Raw genomic sequence first — 24,051 nt, forward strand, 5'->3', positions numbered from 1 at the left:
GTGGCCCGTCATTTCACCGAGACCATGGCCACGTCGTACGAGCCGCGCCACTGGTCGAGGTAGGTGTTCTTGACGTTCTTGCCGTAGAGCCGCAGGTAGATCGGGTGGAACAGCGGCACCGTGAGCGCCTGCTCGCCCAGCTCGGCGTCGAGGGCGCCCCAGCGGGGCCGGGCCTGGACCGGGTCGGAGATCCTGTTGATCGCGTCGAACTCGCCGTTCACCTTCGGGTCGTCGTACTGGGCGAAGTTGTAGTTGCCGCCGTCCTTGAGGATCTGCCGCCCGTCGAAGATCGGCGCCAGGAACGGCCCGCCGGTCGGCCAGTCGGCGCCCCAGCCGGACAGGAAGATGCCCGGCTCGGTGGCCGGCTTGGTCTGGACGGAGCGGTAGCTCGCCTGGTCGTACGCCTTCAGGTTGACGGTGATGCCCGCCTGCTTGAGGGCCTCCTGCACCGCCGTGGCGACGGCGGGCCCGTCCTGGTGGGAGTCGCTGTTGCGGTGCCCCAGCGTGATCGTCAGGTTCGACTGACCCGCCTGGGCCAGCAGCTCCTTGGCCTTCGCGACGTTGCCCGTGGGCCCGGCGGGGAAGGCGTCGTACGGTTGGTAGCCGAAGGCCGCCTGGTCGGGCAGGAACGTCGTCGCCGGCGCGGCGAGCGAGCTGCCGCCGACCGCGTTGACGGCCGCCTGGCGGTTGACCGCGTAGGAGATCGCCTGCCGCACGCGGACGTCGTCGAACGGCTTGACCTTGGTGTTGAACGCGATGAAGTTCGTGTAGCCGAACTGACCGCGCACGGTGCGCTTCTTCAGGTTCGGGTCACTGGAGATCCGGGCCAGCTCCGCCGGGCTCAGGTCGGTGTCCGTGGTGATCGCGTTCGCGTCCTTGCCGGCGCTCGTGCTGAGCCGCTGGTTGATCACCGCCGAGCTGAGGCCGTACGTCGCCTCGATCTTGTCGGGGCAGGCGAGCCGCTGGTCGTCGGCGGTCCGCGACCAGTTGGGGTTGCGGACCAGCGTCAGGCTCTTGTCCTGCACGTGGGTCTGCACCTTGTACGGCCCGCTGGAGATCGGGTGCTTCTCGAAGGCGGTGCCGCCGTCCTTCGCCTTCGGCACCGGGGCGAACTGCGTGGCCGTCGCGACGTACGGGAAGTCGCCCTCGGGCTTGCGCAGCTTGAAGATGATCGTCTTGTCGTCGGGCGTCTGGATCGAGTCGAGCTCCTTGCCCTTGTACGGGCCCTGGTAGTCGGCGCCGCCGACCAGCCAGTCGCGCAGGTACGGGATGCCGCCCGTCAGCTCGGGCGCGAAGGAGCGCTCCACGCCCCACTTGACGTCCTTCGAGGTGATGGGCGTGCCGTCCTCGAACTTCAGGCCGTCCCGGAGGTGGTAGGTCCAGGTCTTGGCGTCGTCGCTCGGCGTGCCGGTGTCGGTGGCGAGGTCGGGGGCCACGGTGGTGCCCGCCTGGCCCGGCACCCGCTTGCGGGTGGTCAGCGTGCGGAAGACGAGGGACGGGACGGCGCCGCCGCCGGAGGTGTAGATCCGCGCCGGGTCGAAGTGCTCGTCCGTCGCCGAGTCCTGGTTGAGGATGTACAGCGTCCCGCCCTGGCAGTTCTTCGGGTCGAACGCCGAGCTGCCGGAGGACGAGGCCGAGCCGCTGGACGAGCACGCCGACGCGGCGGCCAGAACGGCGGCGGCGGTGAACAGGACGGGGACTTTTCGCATCATCGAGGGTTTCTCATTCCGGGGGAACGGCGACACCGCCTGCGGTGGCGGGCCTGGAGCAATATATACTTTCTAGGTAGGAAACATACAGATTCTCGCCGTGGAAGAGCCTGACACCCATGTTCCTTCGCGGTCCGATCCATGGTCAACTAGGGATGTGCCGGATCGCCTCGAACGCGTCCGGCACGCACGCGTGCCCGGCGACCAGGGCGACGTCGGCGAACGGAGGGCGATGAATCCGCGGTGGGAGGCCTGGGACCTGCTGGACGGTGAGTACGACGTCCGCGTGCTGGAGCCGTCCCCGCCCGCCGTGCCGACACCGCCCTGGTACGCCGACGATCCCCTCGAGGGCCCGTACGGTGCCAAGCTGGTCACGCCCGTGTCCGGGCTCGGCCGCACCTGGGACGACCTGGCCCGGGAGCGCCCCGAGCTGGCGGGCTTCTGCGCGGACCGCTGGCTGGGCGCCTGGCGCCGGCTCGCCCCGCTGCCCCGGGAGTTCGCCGCGACCCGCCGGACGCTGCACGCCCTCGCCGAGCACGTCGTCGCCGCGGCCCGGTACGCCGCCAACGGCAAGATCGGCCTGCGGTTCACCCGGGGCGGCTTCGGCACCCCGTTCTTCGGCGCCGACCGGCAGGTCCGTGTGGAGGCCGGCCGGCTGGTCGTCGACGACGCCTCGCACGCCCCGAAGACCCTCGGCGAGGCCGCCGGCCTGGCCGGGATCCCGCCGGGGATGCCCCCGGACGTCTACACGCCCCAGACGCCGGCCGACCCCGACCTGCCGCTCACGGTGAGCCCGCCCGCCGCCGGCGCGCTCGGCGCGTGGTACGGCTTCGCCTGGTCGGTACTGGAGCAACTCCGCCTCGACGCCCGCCCGCTCGACCCGAGCCGCGTGCAGCTGTGGCCGGAGCACTTCGACGCCGCCCTCGACGCCGGCGACGAGGCCGCCGGAGGGCGGGCCTCGTTCGGCGCGTCCCCCGGCGACGCCGAGCATCCGGAGCCGTACCTCTACGTCGCCCCCTGGGCGAAGCGGCCCGGCGCGTTCTGGACCGACGACGCGTTCGGCGGCGCGTCCCTCCCGTACAGCGCGCTCCTGGCCGCCGACGACCAGCGCGCCACGGCGCTCGGCTTCTTCCACCGGGGCCTCGACGCGCTGGCGGGCTGACCCGCCCGTGTTTTATCCGGGCTCGACCCGCAAGCCGGAGAGTTCCTGGAGTGCGTCATCATCGCGTCCAGCCATCGGCATGTCGGGTCAAACATCCGCTTTGCCCGTTAAAGAAAACCGCCGCTTCCACTTCACGGGCCGTCGCTGCGGGTAACCGAATTGCCGGGGCACATTGGGCGGCCTCGGGAGAGACGTTCCCGGCTCGCGGACGCGGGGCATGACGGCGAACCACGCGTGCGTCCGTACGTGCCCTCCTACGTTACCGGGGGAAAGGAACGGACAATGCGTAACGGAGTCATTGCCGCCGGAGTGCTGGCCTTGGGCCTGCTCGGCTCGGCCTGTGGCGAGGGCAGCAAGACCACGCCGGAATCGCAGGGCGGAGGGGGACCGTACGCGCAGCCTTCCAGCCCGGCGGCCTCTCCTCCTGGGGCGTCCCCATCGGAGTCCGCGTCGGTGTCCCCGTCGGTGTCGCCGTCCGAGTCGGCTTCGGCGATGCCGTCCGCGCCCGTCGGCGCCGCGGTCGTGAACGCCAAGAAGACCAGCCTGGGCACGATCCTGGTCGACGGTACGGGCAAGACGCTCTACATGTTCGAGAAGGACAAGGGCCAGGGCGGCAAGTCCACGTGCACGGGCGCCTGCGCCAAGGAATGGCCGCCGTTCGTCGCCGGCGGCGCGGCCGCGTCGCCCGGCGGGTCACCTGGCGGATCGCCGACCGGATCGCCGGGCGGGACGGCCAGCGCGATGCCCGGCGCGTCGCCCAGCGCGGGACCCGGCGTCGACGGGTCCAAGCTGTCGACGACGACGCGGCCCGACGGGTCCAAGCAGGTCGTCTACAACGGCTGGCCGCTGTACTACTTCGACCAGGACAAGGCGCCGGGTGACATGAAGGGCCAGGCCGTCACGTCGTTCGGCGCGCCGTGGTACGTCATCAACGCCACGACCGGCGATCCCATCACCCGGAAGTAGCCGGTCACCAGCTCGGCAGCTGCGGCATCGTGTCCGGCAGCAGCCAGGACCCGCCGGCCAGGAGCGCGGCAACGGCCACCAGGCCGAAGCCGAACACCCACAGCAGGCCGGGCATCCCGGTCAGGCGGGCCAGCTGGTCGGCGTCGGAGTCGGGCGCGCGGCCCCGGGAGCGCTTGCTCTGCAGCTCCACGACGGGCCGCGCTCCGGCGAGCAGCAGGAACCAGGTGAACGCGTAGGCGAACGCCGCCTGCACGGTGGCCGATCCGAACCACGACACGGCGAAGACGACCGCGCCCGTCGTGACGACGGACACGACGCCGTACGCGTTGCGGACCATGACGAGGATCGCGGCGAGCAGGACGATGCTCGCCCACAGCAGGGCCGTGATGTGCCCCACGGCCAGCAGGGCGGCCGCGCCCAGGCCGAGCAGCGGCGGCGTGACGTACCCGGCGAACGCGGTGACGATCATGCCCGGTCCGTGCGGCTTGCCGCGGGACACCGTCACGCCCGAGGTGTCGGAGTGCAGCCGGATGCCCTGCAGCTGCCGGCCGGTGATCAGCGCGGCGAACGCGTGCCCGCCCTCGTGCGCGATCGTCACGACGTTGCGGAGGACGTGCCACACCGAGCGGACGGACACCGCCGCGAGCGCTGCCACGCCGGTGACGGCGACGAGCCACCACGCCGGGTGCGGCTGCGTGCCGACGACCTCATGCCACACGCCGCCGATCGTTGCCGTGTCCACTGCGTCACCTCATCCTCATGACCTGCTGGTCCGCCCTCGTACCGGGTACGACGCGCCGCGCCGCGGCCGAGTTTCCGAAACGGGCGAACCCGTATTCTCCACCTCGGTGGCCAGTAGGCTAGGGGATCTATGAGCGACCCGTTGATGAGCGTTTATCCCCCGATGGAGCCGGCCACGCTGGTCACCCGGCGGTCAGTGCAGTTTCCGTTCGACTCGTCCGGGCTGACGCTGACCCACCTCGGACGCGGTGCGATCTGGCTGGCGCTGAAGGCCCTCGGCCTCGGGCCGGGCCACCGGATGGCGATGCCCGCCTACCACTGCGGCTCGGAGATCGAGGCGGCCCGGCTGGCGGGCGTCGAGGTCGTGTTCTACCGGGTGCTGCCCACGCTCGAAGTGGACGTGGAGGACCTGTTCCGGGTGGCGCAGCAGTGCCACGCCACGTACCTGATCTCCTACTACGGCTTCCCGATGCCGCCGATGCCGCAGGGCACGCGCGTCATCGAGGACGCCGCGCACGCGCTGTTCTCCTACGACGGCGGCGCCGCCATCGGCTCGCGCGGTGACGCGGCCATCTTCTGCCCGCGCAAGACCCTGGGCGTCCCCGACGGCGGCGCGGTGCTCATCCGGGGCGGTCACATCGACGCCGAGGGCCGGCCACCGTGGAAGCGCATGGCCCGCTCGGTCGCCTCCCAGGGCATGGGATGGGCGGCCCAGTCGCGCGCCGGCGTGCTGCGGGCCCCCGCCACGAAGGTGTTCCGCAAGGTCAGCAAGGCCGAGCAGGCGGTGGCGGAGGGCACCCTCACCGAGACGGTCATCGGCGAGTGGAACCTCCAGGTCGCCGACCTGGAGGTCGCCGCCTCCAAGTCCTCACGGATGACCGAGTGGGCCGTGCACGGCGCGGACGGCGAGAAGATCCGGGAGCACCGGCGCCGCAACTACCAGACCCTGCTGAACGCCCTGCCCGAGGTCTGCCCCCCGCGTTTCCGCGGCCTGCCCGACGGCGTCGCGCCCCTCTACTACCCCGTACGTGTTCCGCAGCGCGACCGGACCATCGCCGAGCTGCAGAAGCGCGGCGTCCGCTCCATCGAGATCTGGCCGGTGCCGCACCCGCTCCTGGACCGCCATCGGTTCGCCGAGCTGGAGCCGCTGCGCCACGAGATGCTCGCGCTCCCGGTCCACCAGGGCCTGTCGACGTGGCACATGGAGCAGGTCGCGAACGCCGCCCGCGAGGCCATCGCCGCCGCCCACCGGTAGACGCGTCACTGGATGCACAGCGCGTTGCGGTCGCCGTTCCGGTCGATGCAGGGGGGATAGCCCCGGATGCTGAGCTCGGCGCGCGCGTTGGCGCTGCCCAGGAAGGCGATGAAGTTCTTCAGTAGTGAGGAGGACTCCGGAGCGCCCGCCGTGTAGAGGTACTCCACGGTCCAGAACGGATAGCCCTGGGCGATGCTGGTGGCGTCGGGCAGCCTGCCGTCGAGCGTCACCACGTGGAACCTCTGCAGCCGGGCGGCCTCGGTCTTGGCCGTCGGCGCGTCGGCGTACCCGATCGCGCCCGGCGTCTCGGCGACCTTGTCGACCAGCTCCTGGGTGGTGCGCAGCTCGCACCGGATCGTCGGCGCGTGGAGCGGCGGGCTGCTCTCCCGGCACTCGGTGGAGGACGCAGCGCCCTCCGAGCGGCCGAGCAGCTTGTTCTGGAAGATCTGGCGGGTGCCGGACTCGCCGTCGCGGCCGACGATCCGGATCGGGACGTTCTTGCCGCCGAGCTCGCTCCACCGGTGGTACCGGCCCCGGTAGATGTCCCGTAGCTGGGTGGCGCCCAGGTTGGTGATTCCCGTCGTGTCCGAGAGGATGACGCTGTAGACCACCACCGCGACCGGGTGGCTCCTGAGGTCGATGGCCGGGTGGGTGGTGTCCGGCCCGTCGTTGAGCACGGCCAGCCCGCCGGTGTCCTGGGAGCCCGCGGCCGCCAGGTCGTGCATGCCGGCCCGGCTCCCGGCGAGCTGCAGGTCGATCGATGCCGAACCACACGCCTTGCGGTACTGGCGGACGATCTCCCGCAGCGGGTCGGAGAAGGCGCTGGAGCCCTCGAGGCGCAGATGGCCGCTCGCGCAGTGCAGCGCGGGGTCGGTCCCGCGCTGGTAGTAATTGGCGAGCACGTTGCCGGTCAGCGCCATGGCCAGCACGACCCCCGCGGCGATGGCGGCCACGGGCCAGCTCAGCCTCCGCCGGCGCTTCTCGTCCTTCACCCAGCCGCTGGTCAGGGCGCCGTCCGCCTCGATCTCCTTGCTGGTCGTGTCCTTGGGCGTGTCGTCCAGCTCGCGCAGGACCACGACGAGTTTGAATCGCTGCCGGCGCTCGAGGGAAAGGTTCGCCAGCCGGACACCGTTCACCTGCCGGGTGTCCTCGGCCGGTGCGGAAGGCGGGCTCTTGACCAGGCCCGGCAGCCGGTCGGCCAGCAACCGACGGAGTGTCTTGACATCGGGGCGGTCGTTGCTCTTCACGACGCCTTCGGGGGTGACGGAGAAGAATTCCAGCCGGTCCCGTACCGCTTTGTGAAGCTCTTTGGTGCTGGCGTCGGAGACCCGCGCGTTCCAGATGACGCGGTTCTTGAAGGTGAATTCCAGCGGCCTGATGAAGTCGGACGGACCGATGTCGTAACCGCCGGTGTTGCGCACGCGAATGATGACGATGCTGAGCAGGTCGATGGTCCGCGCGTGCTCGCGCAGGTGCGGGTCCGTCGCGGTGGCCTTGTCATCCCCGTCGTGCAGCGCCACGGGGCTCAGCCCGATCTTCGAGTTGTAGAGCACCCGATAGGTGATCCGCTTGCGCCGTACGAGATACCGGTCGGCGAGCGGACTCGTGACGAGCAGGACGATGAGAATCCCCAGGAAGGCGTTCTCCTGGCGTTGCGCGATGAGCTCGGCTATTCCCTGCAACATGGCCGGCATCCCGCAAGCGCCTCCCCGTTCGAGCGGTGCCATGATGCTAGAGGCGCAAGACGGGGGACCCCGTCGGGGAACGGCGGAATTCACCGCTATTTCATGGGGGCGTCTTCTGTGATCCGGGAACCGTCCACTTCGGTGGCGGAGCGCCGATCGATTCGGCTTCCGGCCGACACTTCACGGAAAAGGCGCCCGACCGGAATACCCGGTCGGGCGCCTTTCCGAACCGCGTTCCTCAGACCTTGCGGATGAGGACGATCGGGGTCTGCTCGTCCTCGTTGCCGGCCGGGTTGTCGGACAGGACGTTCTCGACCCACTTGCGGTCGACGCCCTTGGACGCCCCGACGACCCACGCGCCGGTGAGGTGGTTGGCGTCGACGACGCAGACGTGGCAGCCGAGCGCCGCGGACAGGTCCTCCGACAGCTTGTCGGGGCGGCCCGGGCCGAACAGCAGGTGGTGGTCGTGCGGCGGGAGCGCCGCCGCCACGTCGTCGATCATGGCCGCGCCGGGCCCCGCGACACGGTAGAACCAGCCGCGCTTGCCCACCAGCTTGCCGGCCGCGCCCGCGGCGGCGCCGAGGAGGACCTTCGTACGGCCCGCCTCGAGGATCGCGCCCTGCATTCCGGCCGGGCTGTGCAGCGGGCCGATCTTGCCGACGAACTTGCTCAGCTGCTTGGCCATGCCCTCCGGCGTGATCATCTCCAGCGGGATCATGCGACCCTGGCCGGCCGACGCGGGGCTCTCCGACAGCGCGAGGATGTCGTCCGGCTGCAGCATGCCCTGCGTCGCCTCCTGAATGATCGGGAGGATGCCGGTGCGCAGCGTGATCATCTTGGTCTTGATCGGAATGCGGCGGGCGCCGACCGCGCGCTCGTCGACCGGCGGGATGTTCGGCGCCTTCTCCGGCGGCGTCTCGCCGAAGTGCTGGTGCAGCATCTGCCGGATCTGCTGGTTGCGCGGGTAGATCGACGCGCCGCGCTGCAGGATGTCGCGGGCCCCCGCCGGGTCGCCGGCCTCCATCCGGAGCGAGGCGAGAAGGGTGTAGTCCGAGGCGTACACCAGGTAGTCGGGGGCGAGCGCGATCAGCTCCGTCTGGTACTTCAGGGCGCGCGGCTTGTCACCGCGGTCCACCGCCCACTTCGACAGGCGCTTGAGCGCGTGCCGCCGCAGCTGGGAGTCGTTGACGACCGACTCGAGGATCGTCTCGGCGTCGTCCATCCATCCGCCGTCCTTGAGGACGTCGGCCAGCGTCAGGGCGTACCAGGGGATCGTGGGGTACTTCTCGCGCGCCTGCCGGATGATCTGGGACGCCCGGCCGTAGTCGCCACGCCACTTGAAGACCTCGGCCAGCGCCGCCGTCGCGAACCGCGTGTCACCGCCGGCCGCGATGGCCTGCTGGGCGATCTGCTCGGCCTTCCTGTCGTCACGCTCGTTGGTGAGGACCAGCCAGGACAGCAGGGACAGACCGTCACCGTCGAGATCCGCCCGCTTCTGCTCGAGGAGCTGCTGGGCCTCCTCCGGCTTGCGGAGCCAGATGTCATAGGCGCGGCTGTTCGTGCTCATTGTCAGAACCTCATGCGTCGTCGGCGATCTGCGGGATCGGCCCATCATCGCAGAGTTTCACGGCGACCGACGCGGTGCCCGCGTTCACCCTGGATCACCGTAGTGGGAGAGAGATGGACGAAGCAGGGGGGAATACGCAGGTTGTATGACCCGGGCTTGTCGGCCGCTCGATACCCTTGGGTCTCGTGGACCTCCTCGATTCATGGCGCGATCTTCCGGCCGCGCAGCAGCCCGACTGGCCCGACCCCGCCCGGCTCCGCGACGTCGCGGGCCAGCTGTCCAAGCTCCCGCCGCTGGTGTTCGCGGGCGAGTGCGACCAGCTCAAGGCGCACCTGGCCGCCGTGGCGCGCGGTGAGGCGTTCGTGCTGCAGGGCGGCGACTGCGCCGAGACGTTCTCCGGCGCGACCGCCGACGACGTGCGCAACAAGCTGAAGACCCTGCTGCAGATGGCCGTCGTGCTGACCTACGCCGGGAGCGTCCCGGTCGTCAAGATCGGCCGGATGGCGGGCCAGTTCGCCAAGCCGCGTTCCAAGCCGCTCGAGGTCCGCGACGGCGTCGAGCTGCCCGCCTACCGGGGCGACATGGTCAACGGGTTCGACTTCACCCCCGAGGCCCGGGTGCCGGACCCCGAGCGCCTGCTGCGCGCCTACCACGCCGCGGCCGTGACGCTGAACCTCACCCGCGCCTTCACCCAGGGCGGCTACGCCGACCTGCGCCAGGTCCACGCCTGGAACCACGACTTCGTCGCGGAGAGCCCCGCCGGCCAGCGGTACGAACGGCTGGCCGGGGAGATCGACCGTGCCCTGGCGTTCATGCACGCCTGCGGAGCGGACCCGGAGGAGTTCCACCGGGTCGAGGTCTACTCCAGCCACGAAGCGCTCCTGCTGGACTACGAACGCGCCCTGACCCGCATCGACTCGCGGTCCGGCCTGCCGTACGACGTCTCCGCGCACTTCCTGTGGATCGGCGAGCGCACCCGGCAGCTCGACGGCGCGCACGTGGACTTCATGCGGCGCATCCGCAACCCGATCGGCGTGAAGCTCGGGCCGACCACGACCGCCGAGGACGCCCTCGCGCTCATCGACCGGCTCGATCCCGACCGGGAGCCCGGACGGCTCACGTTCGTCACCCGCATGGGCGCCGGGCGGATCCGCGACAACCTCCCCACCCTGGTGGAGAAGGTCACCGCGAGCGGCGCCCAGGTCGCCTGGATCTGCGACCCGATGCACGGCAACACCTTCGAGGCGGAGAGCGGGTACAAGACCCGCCGGTTCGACGACGTGGTGGACGAGGTCGCCGGCTTCTTCGAGGTGCACCGGGCGCTCGGCACCCACCCGGGCGGCGTGCACATCGAGTTCACCGGCGACGACGTCACCGAGTGCGTCGGTGGCGGCCACGACATCGTCGAGGACGACCTGCACCAGCGGTACGAGACCGCCTGCGACCCCCGGCTCAACCGCGGCCAGGCGCTCGACCTGGCCTTCATGGTCGCCGAGATGTACCGCATCGGGAAGTGACCGCCGGGGACGCCCCTGCGTCCGTACGGGCCGCCGAGACGTCCCGCGTCGGGAAGTGATCGCCGGGGACGTCCCTGCCCTGGTCTGTACGGCCGCCGGGACGTCCCGCTTCGGGGAGTGATCCGAACGACCCGTCCGGGGTCCGGCGGCCGTCACACGACGCGTACGGCGCCGGCGAACGGGCGGGTCGACAGGTCGGCGACGCGGACGTGGTCGCCGGTGTGCGGCGCGTGGACGAACTTCCCGTCGCCGATGTACATCCCCATGTGGTGGATGTCGGTGTAGAAGAACACCAGGTCGCCGGGTTCGAGCTGGTCCCGGGAGACGTGCACGCCGGCGTTCCACTGGTCGCCGCCGTAGTGCGGCAGATTGACGCCGACCTGCTTGTAGGCCCACATGGTCAGGCCCGAGCAGTCGAACCCCCGGCCGGCCGCCGCGCCACCCCACACGTACGGCACGCCGAGCTGCGACAGCGCGGCCCGTACGGCACCGACGGCCTTGCCGGGTCCGCCGGGGATGGGAGGCACCGTCTCGCCCTTGCCGGCGCGCTCGACGGCGTCGCGCAGCAGCGGCCTGCGGACCTTCTCCAGGTCGTGCCGGATGACCGTCCGCTGCCTGGCGAGCCGGCCCCTGAGCCGGGCCGCCTCCGCGGCGCGCTCCCGGGCGTCCTGGCAGGTCCACTGGGCGTTCTGGATGGCCTGGGTGAGCTGCCGGATCTCGGTGTCGTCCTGCTGCGTGAAGTAGTGCAGGGTCGCGGCCCGGTCGAGGACGGCGCGCGGGTCGGAGGCGGCGAGGAGGCTGGGGGAGTCGTCGTTGCCGCCGCTCATGTAACGCGTCGCCACGAACCGGCCGACCTTGCGCTGGATGGCCTTGAGCGCCTGCGCCGCCCGGGCCGAGGTCTGGCCGGCGACGACGGCCGCCCGCTGGGCCTGCTCCAGGCGTACCTTGAGGCCGTTGTACTGCTCGGTGAGCTGCTCCAGCTGGTTGTTCAGCTGGTCGGCGCGCTGCCGGAGCGCGTCGATCCCGGGACCGGGCCGGGCGGTGTCCGCCAGCGCGGGCGATGCGAGCCCGGCGACGACGAGCGCCAAGGCCACGGCGGCCGTACGGCGGGCGGTGGCCTTCGGCGGGTGGTGGGCGCCCTGTGTGAGGGCTATGGCGGCCGTACGGTGTGCCGTGGCCTTCGGCGGGTGGTGAGGGTCGTGTGTGAAGGTCACGGTGGCCGTGCGGCGAGCCGTGCCCTTCCCGGGATGATGGGGATCGCGGCTGCCCGCAGGGTGCGATGACGCCATCCAGTGCTCCTCTCCTCAGGCCGCCTACCGGGTTAGCTGACGGGTTCGGACGGAAGAGAAGCCCTACCGCGCACCGTCGGCGACGGGCGCGGATTCACCCCGGATGCGAAGGCAGGGAGGTGCCCCATGGCTTCGCGAGTGGGTCCCCGGTTCCCCGGCGCGCCGGCTGACGCGACGGGCGATTCGGCGGTCCGGCCGTCTCTCGGCCGGTGACGACTCGCTGGAGATTAACGGATAGTGACGAGGCCGCCAACGAGAACATGCGGAGATGGCCCGGGGGATCGGAGGATGGTCACTCCGGGTGATGTGGGGGCTGGTCCTTTGCGCCTACACGCACACGGTCCCCGCCCCCTCCGGATCGGGAGGAAACGGGGACCGGCGTGACGTTCGGACGCGCTCGCTCAGGAGAGGACGGACTCGGACTCGGCCTCGGAGCTGTTCTGGGCCACCGCAGCGTGCAGGGTGTTCCAGAACGCCAGCTCGACGTCCTCCTCCAGCTCGGAGATCTTGCCCCAGAACTCCTTGTCCTCGGCCTTGGCGGCGGCCTCGGCGGACAGGACGGGCATGACCATGGTGCCGGCGTCGGCGGCATCCAGGTCGGCCACGCTGACCTCGGCGGGCAGCTCGACCGGCGTGCGGTGGTGCTTGCCGCGCTTGCGGACCCGGACGTTCGGCGCCGAGACGGGCACCTTGACCTTCGACTTGCCGACGGCCAGGGCCACCGTGCCGAACAGGACGACGGCGAGCAGCCCGGTGAGGGCGGCCTGCTGGTCCGGCAGGGAGGTCGGCGCGGGCGCCGGGTCGTGCGACGCGATCGTGTGCGTGTCGACCTTCGCCACGGGATCCTGGCCGATCTCCTTGACGGCGGGCGTCGGAGCGGCGTGCTTGGGAGCGTACTTCTCGTTCTGCGCCGTCTGCTGGGCGGTCTGCGCGGGGGCCGACTTCACCTTCACCTTGGAGGGGTAGCCGAAGCCGACGACCTGGCTGATGTCCCGGGTGGCGCGCAGCAGCGCGTTGTTGTGGTTGGCCTCGATCGTGTGCAGCGTGTGGCCGTCGACCCGCTCGACGATGCCGACGTGCTCGATGTCGCCGATGCTCTTGCCGCCCGACCAGGAGAAGAAGACGATCGCGCCGGGCTCGGCCTTGTGGCCCCAGGCGTCGTGCTTCTTGAACCAGTTGGCGTGGTCGGGAGTGGAGGCGAACTGCCCGGTCCAGTCCTCGACGCCGGCCTTGTTGGCCGCCCACGCGAGGAACATGTCGCACCAAGGAGCGTCCGTGTAGGAGGAGTCCTTGTCGACATGCTTGCCGTACCAGTCGCCGAATTTCGTGTAACCGCTGGCTTTCTCGTGGTAGCCGAGCTGGCCTTTGGCGACCTCGAGCAGTTTCTGACCTATCGAATCCATATCTCCCCTTAGGCCGCCTACCGGGTTAGCTGACGGGTTCGGGCCAGAAGAGGAGCCCTACCGTGTGTAACGGATTCACCCCGAGGGACACATGGGTCCCCGGCTCCCGCGCCGCTGGGTGCGTCGTCGGGATTCGGCGGTCGGTCTGCAACCCCCTGGTTGGAGGTTGGTCACAGCCCGATCTCGGCGAAATCTAGCCGAACTTCCGCAACAACGGCAACGCGTTCGGAAACGAAAGTCTGGCATCACCTGCTCACCGAGCGTAGCCGCGGGCGATGCCCGCCGACCGGGCAACGCCCGAAAAGGTGCTCTCACGTGCGGCGCAGCCATCCGGGGCCGTCGAACGGCGGCACCGCGGAAAAGGCGAGTGCCGTGCTCGCCACTCCGAAAAAGTGACGAACACGGCACTCAGGCCGACGCTTCCTCAGTGGAAGTCGGGTCGCAGGATGTCGATCCCCCGCGTGTTGTCCGCGACGTAGACGTATCCGTCATGCCAGTACGGCGCCCACGACATGGCGTCCGCGGGCCGGTAGTAGGCCACCTGCTTCGGGTGCGCCGGGTCCCGCACGTCGAGGAAGCGGGTGCCCTGCGTGTAGAAGGACTGCACGAGGACGTCGTGGTGCACGGAGAAGTAGTGGGCCGAGCAGTCGTCGGTGTCCGTCCGGCTGCCCTCCTGGCCCGCCACGCTCCAGGTGCCGACCGTACGCAGACGGAAGGGCTTGTCCGGAGTCGACCGCCAGCCCTCACCCCCGTACGAGCCGCCGAGCGAGGCGATCACCAGCCGGCCGTCGTCGGCGCAGCCGGGGTTGAACGCCTCTTCGGTGGCGTAGACGAGGTCGCCGCCGCCCGGTGCCTCGTGGGCGGTCGCGCCGACGGGCCGGAACGAGTTGTGCATGAACCTGGACGGCGCCGCGGCCTCGCTGACGCCGCCGCCCGCGTACGGCACCGGGTCCCAGGCGCGGGCCACGCGCACGGTGCGCTGGACGGGGTCCCAGTGCCGTCCCTCGGTCCAGTAGCCGCGCACGCCGCCGCGTCCGGACGCCCACGTCACGCCGGCCGCGTCCACCTGGATGTCGTGGACGTAGTCGGTCGTGCCGTCGTTGCGGCCCAGTTCGATCGGCTGGGGGAACGTGTGCGGGTGCCGCGGGTCCCGTACGTCGGTGACCCAGACCGGGCGGCCGCCCCAGTCGGCGGGCATCCAGTCGGCCTTGGCCGGGCCGCCCGTCCAGAGGTACCGGCAGTCGTCGACGCAGCTCGTCGTGTGCCCGGCGGGGATCTTCTCGTACGCGAGCTGTACCGGCTTGGCGGGGTCGGCCAGGCTCACGACGTAGACGCCGGACTCGCCGGTGTGCGTGTTGCCGCCGAAGGCGCGCGGGTCGCGCGCCATGAAGATCAGCTTTCGGTGCGGGTCGGCCTCGGTGTCCTCGGTCTCCCACATGCCGGGCATGGACAGCGACCCCAGCGCCTTCGGCGCGGCCGGTTCGGTGACGTCATAGGTCTTCAGGCCGAACTCCCCGGAGACGTACATCACCTTCCGGTGCCCGTACGTCAGGAAGCCGAGGGAGATCGCGCCCTTGGCGTCGGCGAGGTTGGCCGCGAGGCGTACGCCCTTCACGGCGCTGGAGGGCGGCAGCGGGGCGGCGTGGATCTGGTGCGCGATCACGTCCTGCTGGACGGCGGGCTTGGTCGTCTGGGTCTCGTCGTCGTCGCCGGGCGGGCAGGCGAGGGCGGGGCCGGCCATCGTGACCACGGCGGTGACCGCGGCCAGGACGGACAGGGACAGGGTCCGCAGGGTTGTCACATCTCTCCTTGGGTCTGGCGGGGAAGGAGCATGATCCGACCGGGACGCTATACAGCGCCGTCGAGGCGATCAAGGGCTCGGCGTGCGCCCTCGGCGGGAGACCACCGGGATCCGCGGTGACGCGCGGCCGCGAGGACGTCCCGCTCATCGTCGCCGTACGGCGATCCGCGTCTCGCTCGGAGCGCGGTCGTTCATCGCACCATTAACCGATCCTGAAGCGGGCCTTAAGCGCCTGCCGCCGCGGTTCCCTTACCGCTTCGCTGGACACCTGACGCGGTCGCCTCCGAAGAAGGGGAATTCGTGAACAGCAGGATGATCGGCAGAAGGTCGTTCCTCACCTCCGGTGCCGCCCTCGGCGCCCTCGCGCTGGCCACGGGGTGTGCCCCGTCCACCCGGGCCCGGCGGACCTCGGCGACGGCGGGCGGCCTGCCGCTGACCGTCGTGAACCGGACGGGGCGGTACGCCGGCGGGTCGATCTTCATGTACGTCGTCGGCGTCGACCCGGCGACCGGGACCCAGGGGCGCGTGACGGCGGACGGCAGGTTCGTGCCGTGCGCGGCGTCGGACAACGGGTCCGGCGGCCAGACCGACTACGCGATCCCGCTGCAGGGCTCCGGAGACACGACGCTCGTCCTCCCGAAGATGTCCGGCCGGGTCTACTTCTCGCTCGGCGACCGCCTTCGGCTGCGGGTCGTCACCGACGGCAACGGCAAACCGGCCCTGCAGTACCCGGCGGGCTGGGTGAAGACCGACCCGAACTACGGGATCCTGCACGACTGGATCGAGTTCACGTACAACGACGCCGGCATGTTCTGCAACACCACGATGGTCGACATGTTCAGCGTCCCGCTCGCCATCCGGCTCACCGGGGCGCGCACCCAGACCACCGGCACCCTCGTCGCCGGCGGCCGCGACCAGATCTTCGCCGCGGTGGCGAAGCAGCCGGAGTTCGCCCGGCTGGTCGCGGGGGACCGGCTGCGCGTCATCGCGCCCGGTCACGGCATCGAGGCCGGGCTGTTCCCGGCGGACTACTACGACGCGTACATCAACGAGGTGTGGACCAGGTACCAGGGGACGCCGCTGACGGTCCGGACCGACGCCGGCACGTTCACCGGGAAGGTCACCGGGGACCGCCTCACCTTCACCGGCGGGAGCCGGACGCCCGCGTCCATCGCCCGGCCCTCGACCCGCGACGTCCTCTTCTGCGACGGCGCGCTCGCGGCGCCCAACGACGGGGTGACCGGCCCGGTCGCCGCGATCCTCGGCGCGGCGTTCAACCGGTCGACGCTGCTGTCGGACGCGAACCAGCCGGTCACCGACGCCGCCCGGTTCTACCGGACGCAGGTCACCAACCACTACGCGCGGGCGATGCACGAGGCGTCCCAGGACGGCGCGGCGTACGGCTTCGCCTTCGACGACGTGGCCGGTCACGCCTCCTACATCCAGGACAACGCGCCCACCTCGGTGACGGTCACGCTCACGCCGTTCTGAGGCGTGGTATTAATAATAAAATATGGTTATTTGTCTCGTCCGTATGGCCGGAATCGGTCAGTGGCGCCCCGTGGACCGATCCATCCTCCGCGCGGGCGCCCGGGAGCGGGGGCGCCGCCGCGGCGGCCCGCGCCCCGGACCGCCGACGGCGGCGGGCCACGACGTCGGCGCAGGCCCCAGCGTCCGCCCGGCACCGGCCCGCGGCCGTACGGCGGTCGCCCGGTCCTTCCGGCCCCGCTTCGCCGCTTCCCGGCCCGGCCCATCGGGTCAGGGCCCGGGTACGTGCCGGGCCGGACGGCCGGCGGTTCGTCTTCCTGTTGAATCACGGGGGACGAGTGGGCCGGTGAGGGAAGGGCGACGGTCATGAGCGAGACAACGCCCGGGCGGTACGCCGGCCGGGTCGGCCTGGTGACCGGAGGAGCGTCCGGCATCGGCGCCGCGACGGCCCTCCGCCTGGCGGCGGAGGGCGCGGCGGTGCTGATCGTCGATCTGTCGCCCGACGGCGAGGCCGTCGCGGCCCGCGTCCGGGAGTCCGGCGGCCGGGCGGTGTTCCTGGCCGGCGACGTCAGTCGGGAGGAGACCTGGGAGCGCGCCGCCTGGACGGCCGAAGAGTCGTTCGGCGCCGTCGACGTCCTGGTCAGCAACGCGTACGTCGTCGAGGTGGCGCCCGCGCACGCCATGTCGCCCGACTCCTGGCGCCGCCAGATCGACGTGTGCCTGACGGCGGCGTTCCTGGGTGCGCGACGGCTCCTGCCCGGCATCGCCGAACGCCACGGCGCCATGGTGATCACCTCGTCGGTGCACGCCCTCGTCGGGCTGCCCGGCCATCCTGCGTACGCGGCGGCCAAGGGTGGCCTCGTCGCGCTGACCCGGCAGCTCGCGGTGGAGTACGGCCCCGCGGCGCGCGTCAACTGCGTCATCCCCGGGCCGATCATGACCGCCGCCTGGGACCGCGTGACCGAGGCGGACCGGGCGAAGAGCGTCCAGGCCACCGTGCTACGGCGGTTCGGCGAGCCGGAGGAGGTGGCCGCGGCGATCGCGTACCTCGCCTCGCCGGACGCCTCCTACGTCACCGGCACCGCCCTGACGGTGGACGGCGGCTGGAGCGTGACAAGGGATTCGGCGTGACGCGCCGCGCCACGCGGGTCGGGAGCCGTGGAGGGCGGCCGGGGCCTGAGCGGGGTCTCGGCGTGACGTGTCGTGTCGTGCGGGTCCGGTGCCGTGGACGGTGGCCGGGACATGGCAGGGGTCTCGGCGTGACGCGTCGTGCCGAACGGGACGGGGGCTGACGTCGTGGCGTCCTACAGCGGCCGCGGGCTGCACGGGCAGACCGTCGAGGCCGTCGCCAACATGATCTTCACCGGGGAGTTCTCCGAGGAGGACGGCATCGACGTCGCCGGGCTGCAGGACAGGCTCGGGGTGAGCTCCACGGCGCTGCGCGAGGCGCTGAAGGTCCTCGCGGCCAAGGGGCTGATCTCCGCACGGCCCAAGCGCGGCACGTTCGTCCGGCCCCGGGCGGACTGGAACCTCCTGGACGGCGATGTGATCCGGTGGAAGTTCGCCGCCGGGCCGGACGACGCCTTCCTCCGTGACCTCCACGAGATCCGGTGCATCATCGAGCCGAGCGTCGCCGGGCTCGCGGCGCAGCGGCGCGACGCCGCGCAGCTCGCGGCCTTGCAGAAGGCGCTGGAGCGGATGGACCGGGCGCGCGGGAACGTCGACGCCACGACCGCCGCCGACCTGGAGTTCCACCGGGAGCTCCTCGTGGCCAGCGGCAACGAGCTGCTGATCCGGATGGACGTCATGATGGGCGCCGGTCTGGCGAGCCGCGACGCGCTCGTGCACAGTGCGGCCGGCACCGCCGACGCGGTGCCGAGCCACCGCGCGGTGCTGGAGGCCATCCGCGCCGGAGACGCCGGCGCCGCCGAGGAGGCCATGCGCGCACTCCTCCTGCAGTCCTGGCGCGACCTGGACCGGGTCCGCGGCGAACACCGGGTCCGTGGCGAAGACCGGGTCCGTGGCGAAGACCACGCGAATCCGCGTACGGAACGGGAAGATCGGGGCAGAGAACAGGAATGAAGATCGCCAGGATCGAGACGTTCCTCGTCCCGCCGCGCTGGATGTTCTGCCGTGTCGAGACCGACGACGGCCTCGTCGGCTGGGGCGAACCCGTCGTCGAGGGCCGCGCGGAGGTGGTGCGCACCGCCGTCGACGTCCTGGCCGAGTACCTCATCGGCCAGGACCCACTGCGGATCGAGGACCACTGGCAGGTGCTGACCAAGGGCGGCTTCTACCGTGGCGGCCCCGTCCTGTCGAGCGCGGTCGCCGGACTCGATCAGGCGCTGTGGGACCTCGCGGGCCGGTACTACGGGGCGCCGGTGCACGCCCTGCTGGGCGGGCCGGTCCGCGACCGGGTCCGCGTCTACGCCTGGGTGGGCGGCGACGAGCCCACACGGCTCCGTGACGCGCTGGCCGAGCAGGTGGAGGCCGGCTTCACCGCCGTGAAGATGAACGTCTCCGGCCGCCTGTCCCGCGTACCCACCGCGGCGGAGATCCACGGGATCGTCGAACGCGCTGAGATCGCCCGCGACGTGCTGGGCCCCTCGCGCGACTTCGCCCTCGACGCGCACGGCCGCGCCACGGTGCCCGCCGCCCGGCGGATCATCGCCGCCGTCGCGCCCCTGCACCCCATGTTCGTGGAGGAGCCGGTCGCCCCGGAGTACCTCTCCCGGCTCGGTGAGCTGGCGAGCGGCACCACCGTGCCGCTCGCGCTCGGCGAACGGCTGTACTCCCGCACCGACTTCCTGCCCGCCTTCCAGGCGGGCCTGTCGATCGCCCAGCCGGACCTCTCCCACGCCGGTGGCATCTCCGAGACCCGGCGCATCGCCGTGCTGGCCGAGACGTTCGACGTGCAGCTCGCCCCGCACTGCCCCCTGGGACCGATCGCGCTGGCCGCCAGCCTGCAGGTGGCGTTCGCGACGCCGAACTTCCTGATCCAGGAACAGAGCGCGGGCATCCACTACAACACGGACGCCGAACTGCTCGACTACGTCCTCGATCGGACGCTGTTCACGTTCACCGACGGGTACGCCGCGCGGAGCGACCTGCCCGGCCTCGGCGTCTCCGTGGACGAGGCCGCGGTACGCGAGGCCGACCGGCGACCCCACGCCTGGCGCAACCCGGTATGGCGCCACGACGACGGATCCCTGGCCGAGTGGTGAACGGAACGCCATGGGGGACCGATCGACGCGACGGCGCCCGCCCGACCTGCGACCGGCGTCGGGTTGGGCCGTGACCGGTGTCGCGGGCGTGCGGTGGGGCCGGGCGGTGGTCCCGGCGACGACGGGCAGAGCCGAAGCCGGTATCGCGGACGTGCGACGGGCCGGTGACCCGGCAGCGACAGGAGGACGGTGATCTCTACATGACCGAGCCGACGAGACTCGACGGGACGGAGCTGCTCGCGGCGTTGCGCGCCCGGCGGATCCTCGGGATCATCCGAGGCCGCGACCCGGACGCGTCCGTACGGGCCGCCGTCGCCCTGGCCGAGGAGGGTGTCGACCTGCTGGAGGTGTCGCTCACCGGGGCGGACGCCCTGGCCGTGATCACGCGGATCCGCGCGGAGCTGGGGTCGGAGTTCCGGCTCGGGGCGGGCACCGTGCTGCGCGCGGAGGACGCCGACGCCGCAGCCGGCGCAGGGGCGTCGTTCGCGGTGACCCCGGCGATGGGGGAGGGCGTCACCCGGGCGATCGAGCGGGGCATGCCGGTCCTGACCGGGGCGCTCACACCCACAGAGCTGTGGCAGGCGCACCTGCTCGGTGCCACGGCGGTGAAGATCTTTCCGGCCGCTCAGCACGGACCGGGTTACATCCGGGCGCTGCGGGACCCGTTTCCGGACGTCCCTCTCATCCCCGTGGGGGGCGTGGACGCCGAGCGCGCGGAGGAGTACCTCGCGGCCGGCGCCGTCGCGGTCGGTGTCGCCTCCCCGCTCGCCGGTGACGCGCCGCACGGCGGCGACCTCGCCGCCCTGCGCGAACGCGCCCGCCGCTTCCGCGATGCCGTCGCAGCCTGGACCACGTGACGTGACGCGTCATGTGGGAAGGGACAACGGATCGACACGACGACGGTCCGCGCCCGAAGGCCGCGGTCGCCGATCGACCGTGGCGAGTGCAGGGCAGGGGTGTCGGTGTGATGCGGCGAGGGTCTCTGGTCGGGGGCGATGGCCCGGTGACCGGCGGCGGTGAATGCAGGGGAGGGGTGCCGGTGTGATGCGGCGAGGGTCTCTGGTCGGGGGCGATGGCCCGGTGACCGGCGGCGGTGAATGCAGGGGAGGGGTGCCGGTGTGATGCGGCGAGGGTCTCTGGTCGGGGGCGATGGCCCGGCGATCGGCGGCGGTGAATGCAGGGGAGGGGTGCCGGTGTGATGCGGCGAGGGTCTCTGGTCGGGGGCGATGGCCCGGCGATCGGCGGCGGTGAATGCAGGGGAGGGGTGCCGGCGTGACGCGACGACGGTCTGTGAGCGGCCGCCGCCGGGGGACCGGCGGTGACGAGGACAGGGGAGGCACCCGGATGGGCGACGGCCGGAGGATCGAGGTCGTCACGATCGGCGAGACGATGGCCGCCCTGCGTGGCGACGGCCCGCTTCGGCTGGGCGGTCCGCTCACCCTTTCGATGGCCGGCGCGGAGACGAATGTCGCGATCGGCCTGGCGCGCCTGGGGCACCGTGTCCGCTGGGCCGGTGTCGTGGGCGCCGACGAGCTCGGCGAGCTGGTCCTGCGCACGCTCCGGGCCGAGAGCGTCGACGTGACGACGGTCCGGTCCGATCCCATGGCGCCGACCGGCCTGCTGCTTCAGGAGCACCGGGTGGCGAACGTCACCCGCGTGCACTACTACCGTACGGGCTCGGCCGGATCTGCGCTGCGGGTCGACGACGCCGAGGCGGCGCTCATGACCGGCGAGCCGGCCCGCGTCCTCCACGTCACCGGCATCACGCCCGCCCTCGGCCCGGACCCCCGGGCCACCGTCGAACGCGCCGTGCGCCGCGCCCGCGAGGCCGGCACCCGGGTGTGCCTCGACGTGAACTACCGCTCCCGCCTGTGGGCACCCGACCTCGCCGCCCGGGTGCTCGGCGAGCTCCTGCCGTACGTCGACATCCTCATCGCCTCCGACGACGAGCTCCCCTTGGTGGCGGGCGGGGAGACGGACGAGGAGCGCGCGGTCGGCCAGCTCCTTGACCTCGGGATCGACGAGGTCGTCGTCAAGCACGGTGGCGCGGGCGCGCGGGCCTGGTCGGCCGCGGGCTCCGTACGGCTGCCCGCGCGCGCCGTCCCGGTGACCGGCACGGTCGGCGCTGGTGACGCCTTCACGGCCGGGTACCTGTCCGGCACCCTCGACGGCCTGCCGATCGAGGATCGACTCGATCGTGCCGTCACCGTGGGGGCGTTCGCCGTGGCCGCCGCCGGCGACTGGGAGGGCCTGCCCACCCGGGACGAACTGGCGTTGCTGGCCGCCCCCGACGGCACCACCCTCCGCTGATCGAGCCGTCCGGACACCCACGGCTCACGGACGCCGGGCGGACCGGCGCTATCCGGTCAGCCCGGCACCGCGGCCCGCCTTCGAGTGACCGGGGCGCCGAGTGGGCGCATCCTCAGGGACCGCCCGGCGTCGCCTGAGGCCTGACCGGCCGTCTGAGGGCCTGGCCGGGTGCGGGAAAGCCTGACCGGGCGGGCTCTCCCCGGGGCCTGACTCGGCGCCTTCTCGGTCAGGGCCGGGCGTGGGCGCGGACGGCGTCCTCGATCGGTGTGTCGCCGCCGACGAGCTCGAGCGTCCGTCCGGTCGTGCCGGGGGTGTCGAGCAGCGCTGCGATCACCGCCGCCACGTCGGCGCGGGTCACCGCGCCGCGCGGCACGGACTCCGCCAGCAGCACGCGACCGGCGGCCGGGTCGTCGGTCAGCCGGCCGGGGCGCAGGATCGTCCAGTCCAGGTCACGCTCGCGCAGGTCCTCTTCGGCGGCCGTCTTGGCGTTGATGTAGGCGGCCCACACGTCGTCACGGCCCGGCTCCGGGGGCTTGCCGGCGCCCATGGAGGAGACCTGCACGAACCTCCGGACCCCGGCCCGCTCGGCCGCGTCGGCCATCAGCACCGACGCGGCGCGGTCGACGGTGTCCTTGCGGGCGGAGCCGCTGCCGGGCCCGGCCCCCGCCGCGAACACCACCGCGTCGGCCTGGTCCAGGTGGACCGCGACGTCCTCCAGGCTCGCGGACTCCAGGTCACAGACGACGGGGGCCGCTCCGGTGGTCGTGATGTCGGCGGCGTGGTCCGGGTTGCGGATCAGCCCGACAACACCGTCGCCGCGCGCCGCGAGCAGCCTTTCGAGGTGGAGGGCGATCTTCCCGTGCCCTCCCGCGATGACGATTCTCATGCGCCTCACAACACCCTCAGGTGGTGACGATCTTCCCGGTGACGACGGTTCACTCGATCTCCAGCACGATCTTGCCTCGGGTGTGGCCCTCGGCGCTCAGGCGCTGGGCCTCGGCCGCATCGGTGAGCGGGAACGTCTTCGCGACGGTGACGGTCAGCCGTCCGTCGTCGACCAGGCCCGCGAGCGCGGCGAGATCTGTGGGGTCCGGCCGGACGAAGACATATCGACCGCCACGGTCGATGACGGACGGGTCGATGATCGACGCCCAGCGTCCCTTGTCGGTCAGCAGCTCGGGGGTGACGTCGATCGCCTCCCCGCCGACCAGGTCGAGGGCGGCGCTCACTCCGCCCGGCGCGAGGCGGCGCACCTCGCCGGCCAGGCCCGGTCCGTACGCGACCGGCTCGGCCCCGAGCTCGCGCAGATGGTCATGGTTGTGCGGGCTCGCCGTGCCGATGACGCGGGCGCCCTTGGCCCGGGCGATCTGCACGGCGAACGTTCCGACGCCACCGGACGCGGCGTGAACGAGCACCGTGTCCTCCGGCGTGATCGTCAGGGCCTTCGTGAGCGCCTGGTAGGCGGTGAGCCCGGCGAGCGGCAGCCCGGCCGCCTCCGCCCACGACAGGCTCCTCGGCTTCCGGCCCAGCGCGCGCACCGGCGCCGAGACCAGCTCGGCGTACGTCCCGCGCTCGACGTGGTCCTCGCGGACGTAGCCGATGACCTCGTCGCCAGGGGAGAACTCGCTGACGGCCGGCCCGACCCGCTCGACCATCCCCGCCAGGTCCCATCCGAGGACGACCGGGAAGTGGGTGGGGAACAGGCCGTCGAGGTACCCCTCCCGGATCTTCCAGTCCACCGGGTTCACCCCGGCCGCCTTCGCACGTACGAGCACGGAGTCCGGACCGACCTTGGGCTCGGGCACGTCGGTGAGTTCGAGCACCTCGGGCCCGCCGTATCGCTGCATCGTTATCGCTTTCACCTAGTCCTCCGAAGGATGCCCCGGCCTTCAGGCCGGGGAGGAACTCGGACTCCGCCAGGAACGGCCCGGCGT

General features: G+C 71.8%; 19 protein-coding genes and 2 riboswitches. Of the genes, 10 read left to right on the top strand and 9 right to left on the bottom strand.

The features are described 5' to 3' along the window. Positions 1–8 precede the first annotated feature (8 nt). Positions 9–1,712 carry an ABC transporter substrate-binding protein gene (locus tag ABEA24_RS18845; protein WP_345432206.1) on the bottom strand — a complete coding sequence of 568 codons (1,704 nt, stop codon included), beginning with the start codon at positions 1,710–1,712 and terminating at the stop codon, positions 9–11. 154 nt (positions 1,713–1,866) lie between these two features. Here ABEA24_RS18845 and ABEA24_RS18850 point away from each other — a divergent pair, with 154 nt between their 5' ends. Further along, on the top strand, positions 1,867–2,871 hold the full coding sequence (locus ABEA24_RS18850; protein ID WP_345432207.1) for a hypothetical protein: 1,005 nt from the start codon (positions 1,867–1,869) through the stop codon (positions 2,869–2,871). 282 nt (positions 2,872–3,153) lie between these two features. Then, a complete protein-coding gene (locus tag ABEA24_RS18855) occupies positions 3,154–3,837 on the top strand; it encodes a COG4315 family predicted lipoprotein (RefSeq protein WP_345432208.1) in 684 nt (227 codons plus the stop codon). A gap of 4 nt (positions 3,838–3,841) precedes the next feature. Here the strand turns inward: ABEA24_RS18855 and ABEA24_RS18860 are convergent, their stop codons facing one another. After that, positions 3,842–4,579: a M50 family metallopeptidase gene (locus tag ABEA24_RS18860; RefSeq protein WP_345432209.1), complete on the bottom strand. Its 738-nt coding sequence runs from the start codon at positions 4,577–4,579 to the stop codon at positions 3,842–3,844. Between the two features lie 129 nt (positions 4,580–4,708). Between ABEA24_RS18860 and ABEA24_RS18865 the strand changes: the two genes are divergently transcribed. Beyond that, the gene (locus ABEA24_RS18865; protein WP_345432210.1) at positions 4,709–5,833 is read left to right on the top strand and encodes a DegT/DnrJ/EryC1/StrS family aminotransferase; all 1,125 of its coding nucleotides are present in this window, start codon (positions 4,709–4,711) and stop codon (positions 5,831–5,833) included. Between the two features lie 5 nt (positions 5,834–5,838). On the opposite strand, the gene ABEA24_RS18870 is transcribed toward ABEA24_RS18865, so the two are convergent. Together ABEA24_RS18870 and ABEA24_RS18875 are read right to left on the bottom strand one after the other, a co-directional pair. Further along, the gene (locus ABEA24_RS18870; RefSeq protein ID WP_345432211.1) at positions 5,839–7,518 is read right to left on the bottom strand and encodes a substrate-binding domain-containing protein; all 1,680 of its coding nucleotides are present in this window, start codon (positions 7,516–7,518) and stop codon (positions 5,839–5,841) included. 238 nt (positions 7,519–7,756) lie between these two features. Continuing rightward, positions 7,757–9,085: a tetratricopeptide repeat protein gene (locus tag ABEA24_RS18875; protein ID WP_345432212.1), complete on the bottom strand. Its 1,329-nt coding sequence runs from the start codon at positions 9,083–9,085 to the stop codon at positions 7,757–7,759. 185 nt (positions 9,086–9,270) lie between these two features. On the opposite strand from ABEA24_RS18875, the gene ABEA24_RS18880 reads away from it, so the two are divergent. Beyond that, the gene (locus tag ABEA24_RS18880; RefSeq protein ID WP_425551206.1) at positions 9,271–10,602 is read left to right on the top strand and encodes a class II 3-deoxy-7-phosphoheptulonate synthase; all 1,332 of its coding nucleotides are present in this window, start codon (positions 9,271–9,273) and stop codon (positions 10,600–10,602) included. A gap of 152 nt (positions 10,603–10,754) precedes the next feature. Here ABEA24_RS18880 and ABEA24_RS18885 read toward each other — a convergent pair whose 3' ends face one another. The 3 genes from ABEA24_RS18885 to ABEA24_RS18895 all read right to left on the bottom strand — a co-directional run bounded on the left by ABEA24_RS18885 (position 10,755) and on the right by ABEA24_RS18895 (position 15,095). After that, on the bottom strand, positions 10,755–11,891 hold the full coding sequence (locus ABEA24_RS18885; protein WP_345432214.1) for a C40 family peptidase: 1,137 nt from the start codon (positions 11,889–11,891) through the stop codon (positions 10,755–10,757). A gap of 4 nt (positions 11,892–11,895) precedes the next feature. Next, positions 11,896–12,090, bottom strand: a riboswitch (cyclic di-AMP (ydaO/yuaA leader). Positions 12,091–12,292: 202 nt separating this feature from the next. Then, complete coding sequence (locus ABEA24_RS18890; RefSeq protein WP_345432215.1) at positions 12,293–13,294, bottom strand: CHAP domain-containing protein; 1,002 nt, start codon at positions 13,292–13,294, stop codon at positions 12,293–12,295. After that, a riboswitch (cyclic di-AMP (ydaO/yuaA leader) is annotated at positions 13,293–13,443 on the bottom strand. It overlaps the preceding gene by 2 nt. 275 nt (positions 13,444–13,718) lie before the next feature. Further along, positions 13,719–15,095 (bottom strand): LVIVD repeat-containing protein, encoded by a 1,377-nt coding sequence (locus ABEA24_RS18895; RefSeq protein ID WP_345432216.1) that lies wholly within the window; start codon positions 15,093–15,095, stop codon positions 13,719–13,721. Positions 15,096–15,407: 312 nt separating this feature from the next. Here ABEA24_RS18895 and ABEA24_RS18900 point away from each other — a divergent pair, with 312 nt between their 5' ends. From ABEA24_RS18900 to ABEA24_RS18925, 6 genes are all read left to right on the top strand, one after another. Further along, complete coding sequence (locus ABEA24_RS18900; protein ID WP_345432770.1) at positions 15,408–16,586, top strand: glycoside hydrolase family 64 protein; 1,179 nt, start codon at positions 15,408–15,410, stop codon at positions 16,584–16,586. A gap of 363 nt (positions 16,587–16,949) precedes the next feature. Beyond that, positions 16,950–17,714, top strand: coding sequence for an SDR family NAD(P)-dependent oxidoreductase (locus ABEA24_RS18905; protein WP_345432218.1), 765 nt, complete (start codon positions 16,950–16,952; stop codon positions 17,712–17,714). A 165-nt stretch (positions 17,715–17,879) separates the two neighbouring features. After that, a complete protein-coding gene (locus ABEA24_RS18910; RefSeq protein WP_345432219.1) occupies positions 17,880–18,665 on the top strand; it encodes a FadR/GntR family transcriptional regulator in 786 nt (261 codons plus the stop codon). Next, positions 18,662–19,807 (top strand): galactonate dehydratase, encoded by a 1,146-nt coding sequence (gene dgoD / locus ABEA24_RS18915; protein WP_345432220.1) that lies wholly within the window; start codon positions 18,662–18,664, stop codon positions 19,805–19,807. Before ABEA24_RS18910 ends, dgoD begins: the two co-directional genes overlap by 4 nt. Before the next feature lie 200 nt (positions 19,808–20,007). Next, the gene (locus tag ABEA24_RS18920; protein ID WP_345432221.1) at positions 20,008–20,664 is read left to right on the top strand and encodes a bifunctional 4-hydroxy-2-oxoglutarate aldolase/2-dehydro-3-deoxy-phosphogluconate aldolase; all 657 of its coding nucleotides are present in this window, start codon (positions 20,008–20,010) and stop codon (positions 20,662–20,664) included. A 415-nt stretch (positions 20,665–21,079) separates the two neighbouring features. Beyond that, a complete protein-coding gene (locus ABEA24_RS18925; protein WP_345432222.1) occupies positions 21,080–22,117 on the top strand; it encodes a sugar kinase in 1,038 nt (345 codons plus the stop codon). A gap of 226 nt (positions 22,118–22,343) precedes the next feature. Here the strand turns inward: ABEA24_RS18925 and ABEA24_RS18930 are convergent, their stop codons facing one another. Further along, positions 22,344–23,003, bottom strand: a complete 660-nt coding sequence (locus tag ABEA24_RS18930; RefSeq protein ID WP_345432223.1) for an SDR family oxidoreductase — start codon at positions 23,001–23,003, stop codon at positions 22,344–22,346. A 49-nt stretch (positions 23,004–23,052) separates the two neighbouring features. After that, a complete protein-coding gene (locus ABEA24_RS18935) occupies positions 23,053–23,979 on the bottom strand; it encodes an NADP-dependent oxidoreductase (protein ID WP_345432224.1) in 927 nt (308 codons plus the stop codon). Positions 23,980–24,051: the final 72 nt, after the last annotated feature.

The organism is Actinoallomurus vinaceus (assembly GCF_039542055.1).
Taxonomy (GTDB): Bacteria; Actinomycetota; Actinomycetes; order Streptosporangiales; family Streptosporangiaceae; genus Actinoallomurus; species Actinoallomurus vinaceus.

What these genes read in the sequence shown, in the direction of transcription:
- ABEA24_RS18885 (WP_345432214.1), bottom strand. Translation starts at nt 11,891, where the DNA reads ATGGCGTCATCGCACCCTGCGGGCAGCCGCGATCCCCATCATCCCGGG.
- ABEA24_RS18920 (WP_345432221.1), top strand. Translation starts at nt 20,008, where the DNA reads ATGACCGAGCCGACGAGACTCGACGGGACGGAGCTGCTCGCGGCGTTG.
- dgoD (WP_345432220.1), top strand. Translation starts at nt 18,662, where the DNA reads ATGAAGATCGCCAGGATCGAGACGTTCCTCGTCCCGCCGCGCTGGATG.
- ABEA24_RS18900 (WP_345432770.1), top strand. Translation starts at nt 15,408, where the DNA reads ATGATCGGCAGAAGGTCGTTCCTCACCTCCGGTGCCGCCCTCGGCGCC.
- ABEA24_RS18930 (WP_345432223.1), bottom strand. Translation starts at nt 23,003, where the DNA reads ATGAGAATCGTCATCGCGGGAGGGCACGGGAAGATCGCCCTCCACCTC.
- ABEA24_RS18870 (WP_345432211.1), bottom strand. Translation starts at nt 7,518, where the DNA reads ATGTTGCAGGGAATAGCCGAGCTCATCGCGCAACGCCAGGAGAACGCC.
- ABEA24_RS18905 (WP_345432218.1), top strand. Translation starts at nt 16,950, where the DNA reads ATGAGCGAGACAACGCCCGGGCGGTACGCCGGCCGGGTCGGCCTGGTG.
- ABEA24_RS18845 (WP_345432206.1), bottom strand. Translation starts at nt 1,712, where the DNA reads ATGATGCGAAAAGTCCCCGTCCTGTTCACCGCCGCCGCCGTTCTGGCC.
- ABEA24_RS18890 (WP_345432215.1), bottom strand. Translation starts at nt 13,294, where the DNA reads ATGGATTCGATAGGTCAGAAACTGCTCGAGGTCGCCAAAGGCCAGCTC.
- ABEA24_RS18865 (WP_345432210.1), top strand. Translation starts at nt 4,709, where the DNA reads ATGAGCGACCCGTTGATGAGCGTTTATCCCCCGATGGAGCCGGCCACG.
- ABEA24_RS18855 (WP_345432208.1), top strand. Translation starts at nt 3,154, where the DNA reads ATGCGTAACGGAGTCATTGCCGCCGGAGTGCTGGCCTTGGGCCTGCTC.
- ABEA24_RS18875 (WP_345432212.1), bottom strand. Translation starts at nt 9,085, where the DNA reads ATGAGCACGAACAGCCGCGCCTATGACATCTGGCTCCGCAAGCCGGAG.